General features: G+C 44.0%; 15 protein-coding genes. 8 read left to right on the top strand and 7 right to left on the bottom strand.

Annotated features, from left to right (window positions below):
* The first annotated feature begins 13 nt into the window (after positions 1-13).
* On the top strand, positions 14-1,549 hold the full coding sequence (locus tag QUA25_RS14010; protein ID WP_333038738.1) for a mercuric reductase: 1,536 nt from the start codon (positions 14-16) through the stop codon (positions 1,547-1,549).
* Positions 1,550-1,777: 228 nt separating this feature from the next.
* On the opposite strand, the gene QUA25_RS14005 is transcribed toward QUA25_RS14010, so the two are convergent.
* Both QUA25_RS14005 and QUA25_RS14000 read right to left on the bottom strand, forming a co-directional pair.
* A complete protein-coding gene (locus QUA25_RS14005) occupies positions 1,778-2,626 on the bottom strand; it encodes a phosphatase domain-containing protein (RefSeq protein WP_333038736.1) in 849 nt (282 codons plus the stop codon).
* A gap of 228 nt (positions 2,627-2,854) precedes the next feature.
* Positions 2,855-3,940, bottom strand: coding sequence for a T4 RnlA family RNA ligase (locus QUA25_RS14000; RefSeq protein WP_333038734.1), 1,086 nt, complete (start codon positions 3,938-3,940; stop codon positions 2,855-2,857).
* Positions 3,941-4,130: 190 nt separating this feature from the next.
* On the opposite strand from QUA25_RS14000, the gene QUA25_RS13995 reads away from it, so the two are divergent.
* From QUA25_RS13995 to glgA, 6 genes are all read left to right on the top strand, one after another.
* A complete protein-coding gene (locus QUA25_RS13995) occupies positions 4,131-4,691 on the top strand; it encodes a hypothetical protein (RefSeq protein WP_333038731.1) in 561 nt (186 codons plus the stop codon).
* Positions 4,692-4,836: 145 nt separating this feature from the next.
* On the top strand, positions 4,837-5,865 hold the full coding sequence (locus QUA25_RS13990) for a hypothetical protein (RefSeq protein ID WP_333038729.1): 1,029 nt from the start codon (positions 4,837-4,839) through the stop codon (positions 5,863-5,865).
* A 572-nt stretch (positions 5,866-6,437) separates the two neighbouring features.
* Positions 6,438-7,409, top strand: coding sequence for a hydroxymethylbilane synthase (hemC, locus tag QUA25_RS13985; protein ID WP_333038726.1), 972 nt, complete (start codon positions 6,438-6,440; stop codon positions 7,407-7,409).
* Between the two features lie 357 nt (positions 7,410-7,766).
* A complete protein-coding gene (locus tag QUA25_RS13980; RefSeq protein ID WP_333038725.1) occupies positions 7,767-8,594 on the top strand; it encodes a trypsin-like peptidase domain-containing protein in 828 nt (275 codons plus the stop codon).
* Between the two features lie 208 nt (positions 8,595-8,802).
* On the top strand, positions 8,803-8,973 hold the full coding sequence (locus tag QUA25_RS13975) for a hypothetical protein (protein ID WP_333038722.1): 171 nt from the start codon (positions 8,803-8,805) through the stop codon (positions 8,971-8,973).
* Between the two features lie 41 nt (positions 8,974-9,014).
* Positions 9,015-10,442: a glycogen synthase GlgA gene (glgA, locus tag QUA25_RS13970; RefSeq protein ID WP_333038719.1), complete on the top strand. Its 1,428-nt coding sequence runs from the start codon at positions 9,015-9,017 to the stop codon at positions 10,440-10,442.
* Positions 10,443-10,712: 270 nt separating this feature from the next.
* Here the strand turns inward: glgA and QUA25_RS13965 are convergent, their stop codons facing one another.
* The 3 genes from QUA25_RS13965 to QUA25_RS13955 form a co-directional block, all read right to left on the bottom strand.
* Positions 10,713-11,141, bottom strand: coding sequence for a DUF1824 family protein (locus QUA25_RS13965; RefSeq protein ID WP_333038718.1), 429 nt, complete (start codon positions 11,139-11,141; stop codon positions 10,713-10,715).
* 218 nt (positions 11,142-11,359) lie between these two features.
* Positions 11,360-12,073, bottom strand: a complete 714-nt coding sequence (rnc, locus tag QUA25_RS13960) for a ribonuclease III (protein ID WP_333038715.1) — start codon at positions 12,071-12,073, stop codon at positions 11,360-11,362.
* 334 nt (positions 12,074-12,407) lie between these two features.
* On the bottom strand, positions 12,408-13,169 hold the full coding sequence (locus tag QUA25_RS13955; RefSeq protein ID WP_333038713.1) for an NYN domain-containing protein: 762 nt from the start codon (positions 13,167-13,169) through the stop codon (positions 12,408-12,410).
* A 754-nt stretch (positions 13,170-13,923) separates the two neighbouring features.
* On the opposite strand from QUA25_RS13955, the gene QUA25_RS13950 reads away from it, so the two are divergent.
* Positions 13,924-14,067, top strand: a complete 144-nt coding sequence (locus tag QUA25_RS13950) for a chlorophyll a/b-binding protein (RefSeq protein ID WP_015176459.1) — start codon at positions 13,924-13,926, stop codon at positions 14,065-14,067.
* A 190-nt stretch (positions 14,068-14,257) separates the two neighbouring features.
* Here QUA25_RS13950 and QUA25_RS13945 read toward each other — a convergent pair whose 3' ends face one another.
* Together QUA25_RS13945 and QUA25_RS13940 are read right to left on the bottom strand one after the other, a co-directional pair.
* A complete protein-coding gene (locus QUA25_RS13945) occupies positions 14,258-14,470 on the bottom strand; it encodes a hypothetical protein (protein ID WP_333038710.1) in 213 nt (70 codons plus the stop codon).
* Positions 14,471-14,576: 106 nt separating this feature from the next.
* The gene (locus tag QUA25_RS13940) at positions 14,577-14,795 is read right to left on the bottom strand and encodes a hypothetical protein (protein ID WP_190655558.1); all 219 of its coding nucleotides are present in this window, start codon (positions 14,793-14,795) and stop codon (positions 14,577-14,579) included.
* Positions 14,796-15,233: the final 438 nt, after the last annotated feature.

Here is a 15,233-nt window from a genome sequence, read left to right as displayed (position 1 = left end):
GGAGGATTTGCAAATGCCGGAGTCAAAAGTCGATCGCGTAATAGTCCCCCCAATGGACGAACACAACCAGAAATTAGTCTCCTATTTGCATCCCTCCGATTGGGTAAATCCCCAGCCAGCTAGTTCTTATAATTTAGTAGTAATTGGCGCGGGACCCGCTGGATTAATTGTTGCTGCAGGTGCGGCAGGTTTGGGCGCGAAAGTTGCTTTGATTGAAAAACATTTGATGGGCGGCGACTGTTTGAATGTCGGTTGCGTGCCTTCAAAATCTTTAATTCGATCGTCTCGCACTGTCGGCGATATCTGGGAAGCAAGTAAATTTGGAGTTAATGTTTCTGACAGTGTAGAAGTGGATTTTGCCGCTGTGATGGAACGGCTGCGCCGCATCAGGGCAGGAATCAGCGATGTTGATTCTGTTGAACGCTACCAGTACAAATTAGGAGTTGATGTTTTTTTAGGTTCTGGTCGTTTTACTAGCAATAATACAGTAGAAGTTGCAGGTCAAACTCTCCGGTTTAAAAAAGCAGTAATTGCCACAGGTGCAAGGGCGCTACAACCACAAATTCCTGGTTTACAAGAAGCTGGATATCTGACAAATGAAACTGTCTTTAACCTGACAGAAAGACCTCAGCGTTTGGCCGTAATTGGCGCAGGGCCGATCGGCTGCGAATTGGCTCAAGCATTCCGCAGGCTGGGTTCGGAAGTCGTATTGCTGCACAAAAATGCTCAGATTTTAGACAAAGAAGATGCGGATGCTGCTAAAATCGTGCAGCAGGCTTTTCTACGCGAAGAAATTCAACTAATACTAGAATCCCAAATAGAGCGCGTTGAGAAAACAAATGCAGGCAAAGTAATTTATTATAAATGTCAAGATAATGAAGCATCGGTAACAGTAGATGAAATTATTGTGAGTACAGGGCGATCGCCCAACGTCGAAGGATTGAATCTGGAGGCAATCGGAGTTGAATACGATACACAGAAAGGCGTATTTGTCAACGACAATTTGCAAACTACTAATCCCCGCATTTATGCCGCCGGCGATATTTGCATGAAACATAAATTTACTCACGCTGCTGATTTTGCCGCGAGAATGGTAATTCAAAACACTCTATTTTTCGGACGCAAAAAGCTCAGCGCTTTGACGATACCTTCGTGTACTTACACAAACCCGGAAATTGCGCGCGTCGGAATTGGGGAACACGAGGCTAAGGAAAAAGGCATTGATATCGATACATTTTTAATTCCTTTCAGTCAAGTCGATCGGGCAATTATTGACGGCGAAGAGGAAGGATTTGTGAAAATTCACGTCAAAAAAGGCAGCGATAAAATATTAGGTGCAACTATTGTAGCGCGACACGCTGGGGATATGATTAGCGAAATTACTTTAGCAATGGTTAACAATATTGGTTTAGGAAAAATTGCTAGCACAATTCACCCGTATCCGACACAAGCTGATGCAATTCGGAAAGCGGGAGATGCTTACAATCGCACTCGTTTGACTCCGTTTGTGAAAAATTTGTTTAATCGCTGGCTGGCTTGGACGCGATAAGTAAATAATCTCAAATCTGTTAGCATCGGAATTATTCCTATCTCTCTTCTCGACCTCTGCGTGAATCAGCGTGAATCCCTTGTCATCTGCGGCCCGAGAAATTATCTTTTTTTCACCGCAGATGAGGGCAGATAAACACAGATTAACGCAGATGAATTAGCTCAATTCCGGGTTACTTTGAGTGTAGCATTAGGAGTTGGGATATCGCCCGCGCAAACAAACCCTGCCTTAAAAATCCCCTTCATCTACTTGGAATACCGTCAATCCCAAGCCTCTCCACATATCAACAACTTGCTGGCGATCGTCCAACACAAACTTAACATTATATTTCCCTGCAATATGCTGCCGATAAAATTCTTCCTTCATAATCGCATCCTTCCTCATATCTCCGGTTTTCCGCATATAAAGAGCGGCATAATTAACCTCGTACTGCTGCAACCATTTTTCAGTTTGAGGCTGACAATCATCCGTCCGGCCCGACACTACAATAATATTAACGCTGGACTGCCACTTGCGAACGGTATCTAAGACGGGCTGATTGGGCAAATCGCGATCGCACGTCGAAGCATCAAAAGGATTTCTGCCATTGAGAAGTGCCAGCGTGCCGTCCATATCAACAATAATTGCATCCGGCAAATCCGGGTTATATTCCGGCGGCAAAACGGGAACCCGCACGTACTTATTGTACATCTTCATAATCACATCTTTGCCCACCGAATTAAGCCTTTTCAAGTCTCGTTTAATACATTCCTCTACCGGAACTTGCAAGAAAGAATCATTAACTTCCACAACAGCTTTACCTTTAACCAACTCCTTGATATGCTCGATGTGAGACCCGAAATTAGTATCATCAACAATGACGTGCTTGCCGCTTTCCAAAGCCATCAAAATAATCGTATCTCTCAACTGCACAATAAACTTTTCATTCGCCGGCGACCAATGAGAAGCGTGAGCCATTTCTCTGAGCAAATCTTTATTGCTACGCACCCACTTTGCAGGTTCCGACAGCAGTAATTCCCTAGCAAATTGAGATTTTCCCGAAGCAGGTAAACCAACAAGTACAATAACTCTTTTCATGGTAAGTAGAAGGAAGAAGGAAGAAGGAAGTTCGGCAACGGATTAGCTCGACGGATGTAACGGATGTCAGGAAGAAGGAATAATGCTCATACAGCAAGCTTTTTAGCCACCTGTATCTTAGGTTTAATTAGGTGCATTTACTTCTTTATTCTGTCACCTAAATATAATGTTAATCTTCGTGCGTAGTGAGGATTTTATTCCTCATTCAAGAAACGACTGTAGTCGTTACTACAAACCTAGATGGATGTAATCTAAACTTAATAGCTCCTCTATTTTATGGATCGTAACATCACGGAGAGCTTCTTTCACTCCCGCAACTTTTCGGGCCCGCAAAGAAAACAAAATCCCGGAATACGGCAAATGTTTCACAGCTAATGCAAAATATTTCTGAACTTCAATATGTTCGTGCTGTCGGTAAGCTTCCTCGATTTCTTCAACCAAAGATTGATATTTGTCCTTAACTTTTTGATACAACTCACTCCACTCAGGAAAATAAGCTAAAAACTCTTCTCCTTCATTAGTTAAAACAATTTCTATCAGGCGGCGCGTCGAAAACCCTTCGCGGAGATGGGAAATCGCGACATATTGCGGAGACTTAACTTTAACTCGGTTGAAGTTAGCGTCGCAGATAATATACCCTTCCGAATCCATCGGATCTAAGTGTTGAGCCGCTTCGATAACTTCTTTCCAGCTAGTTAAAGGATAGGATGCGACCAATTCCCAGCCGTATTTATTGGCCCAAATACTCGGGTCTGTTTCTAGCAGCGTTTGAGTGTTGCGAACCCCGTGCAGCACGATTTGATTGTTTTGTTGCTGGACAACTATTCTATTGTAAGGCGTCATCAACTCAAAGATAAAACACTCGTCGGTTTCTTGTGGCAATTGATATCCCAATTCTTGCCAGACTTTCCAAAAAAGTTCCGCAAAGCTGAACCCAAAACCGTTAACTTCGCCGGCGGCGTCGGGAGTGCCGCTAGATTGCACTCTCCATTCTCCCTTGTAAAAATACAGTACAGTTAGAGAACCGTCTAGTTTTTGATAAACTTTGGCATTTCTCCAATCAATTGCAGCGGCGTGAATTTCTCCGTAATTAAAAAATTTGTCGTAGGGATAAGAAACTATCTGCCAATCTTGAGATGAATCTAAAATAATGCCTCGGCACTGCTGGACTATCTTTTCGCCTAGGGGAGATTCTATCTGCGAGTATTTCAGACAGACTAAATCGGGATATTGGCGGTGGCGGGTAACTTTGATATGATAAGTTTCGGACAAATTTTCCAATCCGTGCTGGCGCAAATACTCTTGCAGTTTCACGATCGACTCCTAAATTGCTCGCCTTCTCTATATTATAGATGACTTCATATTCTGGCAACCTTCTCAAGATAGTCAAAAAACATTTCTCCCGGAAAAGCGAGTGTTAATTTGGTATTTTGAATTAAGGTTGTACATAAGTGAATGCGGTTCGCCGCCCAACTAAACTCTTGGAATATTAAGGCAAAAAATCGTGAAGAAGAAATTATTACTTTTGGCTACTTCTGCTGGTGTATTAACTGCTTTAGTACCTCTATCGGTTGTTTTTGGATCTTCGCACTTGTCGCAGCGACAATCGGGAACAACACAAATTGCTCAAGGAGGCACTGCGTTTCCAGTAAATGAAGTTTTGCGAAAGTTAAAAGGCAAAACGCAAGTGCCTATTTTTATTCCCAGCAAGGTTCCGGTTTCGCAAAAAATGTACTATCCAACTACAGCACAAGCAAACAGCTATAGTATTTCAATCGAGTATAAACCCGATTGCGGCGGTACGACTGTTTGCACTTTTGGGTCAATTCAAGGTCAAAAAGGCGGGGAGTTTACTACAAAACTAGAAGGGGTAACTAAGACGTTAAAAAATGTCAAGCTTGCGGGCGGAGTGAAAGGAGTTTTTCATAACGGTTGCGGCGCTTACTGCACAGCAACTCTTGAGTGGAAAAATCAGGGTTTTATGTATACTGTAGCCATTAAGAACGGACGAGAATCTGATTTAATTTTAATAGGAAATTCTGCTATTCAAGCTGGGAAGCGTTAAGTTTGGCAGTCGGGGAGGCACAACTTCTATATGTAGGGTGCGTAAGGGCGCACCTTACCGTTATTGTATGATATATCTTAACTCGCACTCGCCCCTTACAAGATGCTATATTTTTTTGCGCTTACCTACTTCGGGGGAAATCAGGATGAGGGGAAGATGGCTATTTGCGGCAATTTTTGCTTGTGTGGTGACTGCTTTTACGATTCCCTTCGGGATAGCTTCGCTTCACGCACCTTTGACACCAAACTCAGCGTTAGCAAGGACTGAACTCCCGATTACAGAAATCCGCTGGTTTAATTATTCCCCTGAAGATAGCTGGCAACCGATACAATTTATTGTACCCGATCGCAACACTGCAAAATCTGCCGGCAGCCGCAAGTTGCGGTTGTACGATGTTCATATTGCCAAGATGTTTGAGATTTCTCATTTTTTGTGCGATCGCGCTCGTGCTTCTGAGGGTTACAATTGGTCTTATCAAGCCGAAAATGGCAATATTGAGATGGGACGCTTCAAAATTAGCTGCAATCTCGCCCGTTCCATAGCCACAGCTTACGGGTTAGGTAAACCAGAAATTACAATGATTCGCCGCAGCTTCAACCTGAAAACTGGTCGCCCTTCTTTTGCTCTAGAAAAATACTCTATTCCCACTTTTAACATTGCTAAAAATAGAGTTGTGCAGTGGAGGAATTTTGTGCAAAAGTTGACGCCAATCCCCGATAACTCAGGTGCAAACCAAGCTAACAGTCGTTTTCCTGCGAGTAACATCTTTAGACAAATCAAAGGCAAAACGCGAGTGCCTGTTTTTCTCCCGAGTAGGCTTCCTTTATCAGACATTCAGCAACTTGATTTTGATGTGCAAGCGGGGGCCGACGGTTACATTGTGGGAATGTATTTAGGCAAAGGATGCCGCGCGGGAGCTTGTTATTTCGGCACAATCGAAGCTAAAAGAAATGAACCGTTTTCGCCTCCTTCGCAATTGCCGCAGGATACTAACAGAAGCATTGAATTGGCGGGCGGATTCAGGGGGATTTATTTCAATAATTGCGGTGCTTACTGCACTGCTTTTGTTGAGTGGCAAAGGCTGGGGGTGCTGTACCGAGTCACAAGGAAAAACGCACGGCAGCAAGAAGTTGTCCAGATAGCAAATTCTGCTCTTCAAGCAGGGCAACGTTAAATTTTGCGGGAAATGGAAAAGGTACCCGCGAGCGAAGCTATCCCGAACGCGCGTGGCTTCCCGCAGGGTAGGGAATCGCCCTTTGGTCAACGAAGCTGCTACAAATAAATACGATCGCCCTTTTCCCCTCGCCACTACATTTCTCTCTCCAAATCCCCCAACTTTTGAGCTAATTCTTTCTCGCTGCAGCTAAGCTAAGTCCTCATGTCAACCAGATTCATCCGGCTCTACCCTAGGTAAATCGTACATCGCCAGCAGCCTTTGCTTCGGAAGTCGATCGCCACCATGCCAGCGACGGGCAATGCTGGATGGGAAACATCATCAAGACTCACTGCTACTGGCAGTCATACCATTTTCGACTTGAGATTTTAGATTTTAGATTGGCAATGGCTTATTATGTAAAGGTTTGGAGCTTGCCTACCGTTGCCTCCTTTTTTCACACAGGCGGTCAAAACCTGGTATTTCTATTTTATCGCCCGAATTATCCCAACCAGCAATTAAAGTCCCCACCTGCGGTACGCTAGATCAGGTGAATATATTGGCTGATTTCAAGCTATCCTCCGATCGATCTTATGTCCCCAACCACATCTGCCCCTTCCCGAACCGTTCGCATCGGTTCCCGCAAAAGCCAACTCGCTCTCGTGCAAACCCACTGGGTGCAAGAACAGCTACAGAAACACTTCCCGGAACACACTTTTGAAGTCCACACCATGTCCACCCAAGGGGACATAATTCTTGATGTCGCCCTCGCTAAAATTGGCGATAAAGGACTTTTCACTAAAGAATTAGAAACGGGGATGATTAACAATGAAACGGACTTTGCCGTTCATTCCCTCAAAGATTTGCCTACCAATTTGCCCGAAGGTTTAATTTTAGGATGCGTCACCGAACGGGAAAATCCCGCTGACGCCCTGGTAGTTCACTCCAATCACAAAGACAAGCAACTCGACACCCTCCCAGAAGGTTCAGTAATCGGCACTTCTTCCCTGCGGCGGCTAGCTCAACTGCGACACCATTTCCCTCATTTTGAATTTAAAGATATTCGCGGCAATCTCAATACTAGACTCGCTAAATTAGATGAGGGCGGTTACGACGCGATTATTTTAGCAGTTGCCGGCCTCGAAAGATTGGGAATGGGCGATCGCATCCACCAAATTATCCCTGCTGAAATTTCCCTTCATGCCGTCGGACAAGGTGCTTTGGGCATCGAATGCCGCGCCGGAGACACAGAAATCATGGAAGTGATTAAAGCTCTCGAACACTCGGAAACCGCCCAAAGATGTTATGCAGAACGCGCATTTCTGCGGGAATTAGAAGGCGGCTGTCAAGTGCCGATCGGCGTCAATACCAAAATAGAAAACGGTCAATTAACCTTAACCGGAATGGTATCGAGTCTCGACGGCAAGCGGTTCGTCAAAGATAGTGTTTCCGGCGCCGCCGAGACTGCTGAAATGATCGGAATTGACCTCGCTCACCGCTTGCGCCAACAGGGAGCTAGTGAAATTTTGGAGGAAATATTTGTCCAAGTTCAGCGCGGTTCTTAAAACCAATCCGCATCTCTTTGTCAATGCTTTTAGACGTGATATATCGCCTTTTGTAAAATAAAAATAACAGGCGGTTTGCTTTGGCAAAACAGGTAGAGTAGCAGTCTGGTTGTAGATTTTTGATGGGATTTTAGGTAGGACTTGCGCGATAGATTTCAAAAATATCTGACTAATTTAGGACGCTCCGCACGGGTGTTAAGCAACCCGGTTTCTGATGTAAGTCTCGCTGTATAGCCCAAGATTTATGGTAAAAACCGGTTTTTTTTCGTAAGTCTTATAATTCTTAACCTACCCATCCACAATCTACAATCAAACACCCAAAATTAATCAGCAATTTATTTCAGGTAAAAGCCCAATATGAGCGCTAGAGAAATTCAATTAAAGCTGGAATTGAAAAAGGTTCAGCAACTGTATAGCAAAATGCAGGCCGACCAACAAGCTTTGCAGAAGCAATTGAAAGAGTTCAAAACTCAACCAGGAAATTTGTCGGATGTAGTCGAGCAAGTCTTGCCGTCGGTAGTGTCAATTTACGTCATGGATTGGGATACAGAAGAAGAGATTTCTTCTGGAAGCGGGTTCTTTGTATCGCCGGACATAATTGTCACGAACTATCACGTTATAGAAGATATTGCGGATCAAGATTACTTCTATGAAGAAGATGAAATCGAACAGGTTTTAGTCGAAACTCACGACGGAAAATTGAGATTGGCCGAGGTGGTGTTTACTGGTAATGCTGAAGAAGATTTAGCATTACTCTTAATTAGCGATTTTACCTTCGACCCGAACACAGGGGAACAAGTGGATTCTCCCCAAGAATACCCTCCCCTAGAGTTGTCTTTTGATGTGAAAGTAGGAGATAGAGTAATTGCTGTGGGCAATCCTTTGGGGCAGTTTGCTTCAACTGTAACTCAAGGTATTGTGAGTGCAATTCGCGAACCCGAGGAATATGAAGAAGGCGATGACGACGAAGATGATGTGGGTGAGGTGAAGGTGTTGCAAACTGATGCGGCGATTAATCCTGGAAATTCCGGCGGCCCACTGATTAATATGGCCGGTCAAGTGGTTGGGGTGAACACGTGGGGATGGGAAGATGCTGATAATATTAATTTGGCGATCGCCTCTGAAGCTTTGGATGATTTTCTAGCAGGATTTGAGGAGACTTTTGAGGAAAATTCTCAGAATTAGTCGGGAGTTTATGTAATATGTCATTCGGGCGATCGCCCTTTTTCAGAGAGGGGATGGAAAAGGCGATCGCTATTTCCTTAATTACATACTGAATTACATTACTGATGCCTTTGCCTTCAGTTTTACTAATGCGTAAAAAATCTCAAACAGCATACCATTTTTGATGTTTACCGTTATTCAGAAAGTGACATATAAATTTGATTAGAACGTGAAAATTGTCGCGGGAGGGGAGTCCCGGCGATCGCTATTTTTTTCACCGCACAGCGACGCGGATGGAAAAAGGGCGATCGCCTTCTTGAGTAAACTGCGATCGCTACAGCAACTGAGATTTATACTTGTTTTTGGCAGGCGCGTTAATATTGTGCCGCTCGCCCTTTAAACTTAATCTAGACTAACAATCTCAAGGAACACAAAAAAATAATGCGTATTTTATTTGTATCCGCCGAAGCATCACCCCTCGCCAAAGTGGGCGGTATGGGCGATGTCGTCGGCGCTTTGCCGAAATTTCTGCGGCGCATGGGCCACGATGTCCGCATCTTCATGCCCTACTACGGTTTCGTCCCCGACAAAATGGACGTTCCCAAAAAACCTGTTTGGGATGGGTCTGCCATGTTCCAAAGCTTCTCGGTGTTTGAAACTGTTTTGCCGGGAACCGATGTACCTTTATACTTATTACAACATCCATCTTTCTTGCCGCGCCGCGTTTACGGCGGTGTAGATGAAGATTGGAGGTTCACTTTCTTTGCCAATGCTGCGGCTGAATTTGCCTGGAATCATTGGAAGCCCCAAATTATCCACTGTCACGACTGGCATACGGGGATGATACCTGTTTGGATGAGCCAAGACCCCGATATCAGCACGGTTTTTACTATTCACAATTTAGCTTATCAAGGGCCATGGCGCTGGCGTTTGGAGCAGATGACTTGGTGTCCTTGGTATATGCAAGGTCACAATACAATGGCTGCCGCAGTACAGTTTGCCGATCGAGTAAATACAGTTTCACCGACTTACGCCGAGCAAATCAAAACGCCAGCTTATGGGGAAACTTTGGAAGGTTTGCTCTCTTACCTCGGCGGTAAAGTATCGGGCATTTTGAATGGAATTGATACAGAATCTTACAATCCAGCAACTGACAAGTACCTCCATCAACAATTTAGTGCTGATACTATTGAAAAGCGCCCCGCTAATAAAATTGCGCTGCAAGAAGAAGTCGGTTTGGAAGTAAATAAAAATGCCTTTTTGATCGGCATGGTGACAAGGCTGGTAGAACAGAAGGGATTGGATTTGATAATTCAAATGCTCGATCTGTTCATGGCCTATACCGATGCTCAATTTATTGTACTCGGAACGGGCGATCGCTACTACGAAACCCAACTCTGGCAAATGACAGCCCGCTATCCCGGTAGGATGTCCACCCAACTACTTTACAACGAGGCCCTCTCCCGGCGCGTTTACGCAGGCTGCGACAGCTTCCTGATGCCCAGCCGTTTCGAGCCCTGCGGAATTAGCCAAATGCTCGCCCTCCGCTACGGGTGCGTGCCAATGGTTCGCCGCACCGGCGGTTTAGTCGATACCGTTTCCCACAACAACCCGATCGACAATACCGGTACAGGTTACTGTTTCGATCGCTACGAACCCCTCGACTTGTTCACCTGCATGATCAGAACTTGGGAAGGTTTCCGCTACAAAGATAAGTGGAGAGAACTGCAACAGCGCGGCATGAGAGAAGATTTTAGCTGGGATATTTCGGCCCGGAAATACGTCAACTTGTACAGCGATATTTTGGGACTGCCGCCGGAAGAAACCGCACCGGCACCAGAGGCAGAATTGATCGTTGGTAAGGGTTAATCTTAGTAAGCTGCGTCAGTCGGTGTTTGATTCAACTGAATCGAAGGGCTGGCTGACGCACCCTACAGCTTAGTAAGGTGCATCAGTCAATCGATTTTAGATTTTAGATTGAAGCATTGACATCACGGATGAGTCCGGTGGCTTGTATCCTGGATGCTTTCAGTCGGTTTTTGATTCAATTTAATCGATCGACTGACTACTGACTACTGATTACTGACTACTAACTAATGACTACTGACTACTGACTACTGACTACTGACTACTGAAAAATTAATCAACAAATAAATCGAGAGGTAAATGACCGTAAGTTCCACTAACTCCATCTTCTGAGGAAGATTGACAAGAAATCAAAACGCCCCGGTAAGTTCCGGGATAGCCGTCAACATAATACGAACCCTTCAAAGTATTGAACTTAATATAAACCGAACCAGCAAAGGTCGAGACAGCATTGGGATCTAAAACAACTTGATATCCCAAAGCTTTCAAATAAGCTTCTAAAGCTAAAAAACCCTCATCCGTCGAAGAAGCGCACACTCCCAACATTTGATAATCCGACAAACTTGCTACCAGCAAAATCGCTTGACGGAGTGCCTGTTTTTCCAGCGGCGATGCTACAGATTGCATATCCAGACAAGTGAAATCTTTGAGGATTTGCTGTGCTTCTTCAACAGTTAGGGTAGTCGGGTTGTGAGTAGACATGAATTGCTCTGATATTTCCCAAAATTACGATCGACAATCGGGCACTCGTCAACGAATTTCTGCCATTGCAACCCTCAATCGACGGCGGTAACACTTGCACAAGTCCTGATTATAGCCGATTGTGTGCTCTGGCAATCAATTCGGGCGATCGTCTTCAATGGCTTAGCCAACGCCCGAATCCACAAAAAAGCTAGTAGTTTTTAGCGATGTTTTCAAGTTTAGATCAGTCCGCGTTTTTTCAGCTTTGCTAGCGCATCTTCGGCCGCATTTTTCTCAGCATCTTTTTTGCTTTTGCCTTTACCTTCTCCATAGAGTTTCTCTGCGACATAAACTTTAGCGAGAAATTCCGGCTTGTGGGGTGTGCCTCCTGCTTGAACTGTCACGTATTTAGGGGGAGTCGTGTCACCGTTGGCTTGTACCCATTCTTGAAAGCGATTTTTCGAGTCTACAGTCGATCGAGTTTCCACAACATTTTCGGGAACAGAATCAAACATTTGTTGCACAAACTGGCGAACTTTGTTCATGTCTTGCGTGTCGAGATAGTAAGCGCCAATAAATGCTTCAAAAGTGCTGCTGAGCAAATTTGGATTAGTAATCCCACCTTCTCGATAAGCTCCTTTTCCGAGCCGCATTTTTAAGTCTAAACCTATTTCAGTAGCAAATCTGGCTAATTGTTTTTCATCTACTAATGCAGAACGTCGGCGAGTCAGTTGGTCTTCTCCCATTTCTGGATGACGCTGATAGAGATATTCGCCGCTGAGAAAAGTCAGCAAAGCATCGCCGAGAAATTCTAAGCGTTCGTTGTCTTCTTCGTGGAATGTGGGGTTTTCGTTGACGTAGGAACGGTGGGTGAGCGCTTGGCGCAGCAGTTTTTCATGGTGGAATTCGGGAAGGGTTATTTCTATCTCTTGTGTTGGATTAGTTAATGGCATGGGAGTTTTGTAAGGGTTATTGTTTGTGGAGTTTGGTGTTATTATGTGGACATGAAAGAGCCGCAGATAGCGGTTGGTTTGGAGAATCTAGTTTATCAAATAAACTAGATTTTTGCTATCTGCAGCGAGGTGAATTTTAACAGATATTGGGCGGTTATACTATTAGTCCGTTACCCCGTCAGCCCGCCAGTCCGCCAGGGGTTAAAACCCCTGGCTCATAGCTAAAGTCCTCTAAAGAGGACTGATAATTGTGTTTTTTTAACTGTATGTCAGTCGGTTTTAACCGACTTTAGCTATTAGACAGGGAATTCATTCCCTGGCGGATTGTGCAACTTTATGCAGATAATCTGTCTGCTTCTATTACAAACAATTGCTGATCCTGCAATCTGATTTTTCCATCTTTCACGGCAGCCTTAACCAACTCGCTAAAGCGTGAAAATGTTTTTCCCTGATGTTGGCAGACAAAAGTTACTCCCTGATACTTGGGAAAAAGCTGCAACATTAGGTTGTTAATAAAACCTAATCCTGTACCCTTCCCTTTGCTTAATGCTGTTTTGATAGCTTCGATCAAATACTCAACAGCCTCATTGTAAGTGAGATGACACTGAACATTTTCTATTTGCTGCTGAGTTTTGGCTACTATCAAGCTAGGCAATTCATCAAGAAAGTGAAAATCACTACCTACAAGTTCTTTCAGCTTTTGTTTAACATTACCTCGCTGAGCAAAGACTATAACTTTTTTGCCACGATCTTTTAAATTGCGAACCGAGTTTACAAAGTCCCCATCTCCTGATACAAGGATAGCTGTATCGGGAGGCAGATTTCTGTAAAGATCATTAACAAAGTCAGCCATCAATTGGTTATCTGCACTATTTTTTAGAGGACAGGGAACATCAATACATTTAAAACCAAGGCTTTGCAGCTTGTTTTTTGCAGAGACTTGATCGGGACAGAGTGAATTGTAGTAGATTTTTGCGTCAATCAAGCTCCCCTCAACTTTGGCAAATTCTAGCAATTGACTACCTAGATGTTTAATTGAGTTTGCGTTCTGAAGATCGATGTAAATAGAAACTAAAGCCTGCAACTGCTCCTTCATTTGATTATGTCCTACAAAGAGGTTGACTGGACAGCCTCGACATATCACGCATCTAGCATTAATGGAACGTTGCCTGTGGATTTGGTCAAAAATGAACATCTCGGCAAAGGACAATCTGTTACCACAAAACACTGTAATTTTGTAGGGATTTGATTAGCGTCTTAGCTACAGGGTTTACATAACTGGAACGAGTTTAGTAGCAGCCCGTTGAAGGGAAATGAAACTCAATAATGTTTCGATTTTTTCAAGCTTGTATCAAGTTGCTAAAACGACATTAGACTCACATTCCGCGCAGGGAAATGGAACTCAATAATGTTTCGATTTTCTCAAACTTGTATCAACTTGTTAAAACGACATTAGACTTACTTTCCGCTCAACGGGGTGCTAGAAACTTGCCCCAGTTGTATAAACCGTGTAGCTAAGACGACTCAATCAACATTCCTTGATTTTGAATGCGATATTTAGTTTTAGCTGTGCTTTTAGGCTAGCGTTCTAATTATTGGATGTCAAGTATTAACTCAAAATAATTTTCTTACATCCTTAGACATCTCACCAAGGTTTTCGCCAACCTGACACCGATCGACCGTTCCCACATAAAAACCCTTCTCTCCCTCCCCCCGCGAACCCCTCTCCCTGCGGGCCGATCCCGCTTATCTCCGGCATTTGAACACTAAATGTAAAAATATGTTGCAAACTTTGTACTGCTGTGTTAAGTTTAGTTACATAAGGTTGAAATTAAACGAGGTTTCTGGTCATGGAAAACAAAGACGCAAAAGTTGGCTTCACTGAGTTTGCTGAAACCTGGAACGGCCGTTTGGCAATGTTGGGCTTCGTTATCGGTCTAGCTACCGAATTCCTCACCGGTCAAGGCATTCTCTCTCAAATCGGTTTGATGTAATCAGCTTAACTGCACAATAGCTGAAATTCAGGCGATTAACCCCATAATAAGTGCAAAAGCCCCCCCGCTAATAAGTCCCCTTCACTTCACACGGAGGGGGCTTTTGCATTTTTTATCCAAAAATCCCACAGATAGCACAAACAAAAATCTTTTCCGTCTCAATATTTATCGCGAGACTAACTCCAGCAAACTAAGCAATTTCTACAGAATCCAAAATCCTCAATTTAGGAGTCAAAGTCGCCATCTTCACCAAACCGTCGCGTTTGTGACTCCGCGTGCTGTTACCTAAAATCATCTCCGCCAGATCGGGCATTTCCTGCCAGCAGTGCGAGCAGAACCAATAAACGCGATTGTGGCGAGCGTGGCGGAGCAATTTAGAGGAGCAACAAGGGCAACTATTCATGATATTTTAAACCTTTTTTGAAGATATGGAGCGATAACCCAATCATTAGAGAGATTCACGAAGGCCTGCACATCTCAATTCCAGGCACAAAAATAAAAAATCTCTTTCACTCACAGCTTTGAGCGTCGCGCAAGTAGCACTTTTGGAGGCCCAACAGTAACACCACAATCAAAAGCTGAACGCTCCAAGGAGCCCAAGAGAAACCCCAAATAAAACAACCCAGCCCGGCCCAAGCCACAAGAACAAAAATATCTTGAGAGGTTTGCCAATAAACCCAGACTGCTGCCAGAGAAACTATTAGTAGCAAAATGTAAGCTGAGGGCATAGTCGTCTTCTCCCAATGTGTCTGCCAACAGTCAGGAGCGATCCCTGACGTTCTGCTTAAACATAAAACTAAAACCTGAAGAACTTATGAAGACGAGTGAGTTGTTACAAAAAGTAAAATAATCCTGCCAGCTTATATTTTCCCGATAAATCAGTAGGAATACTGAGCTCATGGTTGAGGCCGAATCAGGTTAAATGAACGCACTACCAATAGGGATTTAGGCATCCCTAATTGGTATCAATTTCACCCCAAGACCGACAGGGTTGAAACTGATACCGGACTGAGGTTTTGAGTCTTAAGCTGACACGACGAAAGGTTCGGGGCCTAAATCGCTACATATATCCTGTCCAATCGCCCCGATTCTATCTAAGGAACCATACCAAAGAAACCAAGTTTTTTTAACTCTCTTTGCCTGCAAAACTACTGCTTGAAAAGCTG

Source organism: Microcoleus sp. Pol17C6, from assembly GCF_036701145.1.
Classification (GTDB): Bacteria; Cyanobacteriota; Cyanobacteriia; order Cyanobacteriales; family Microcoleaceae; genus Microcoleus.
This window is presented reverse-complemented; position numbering and strand designations above follow the sequence as displayed.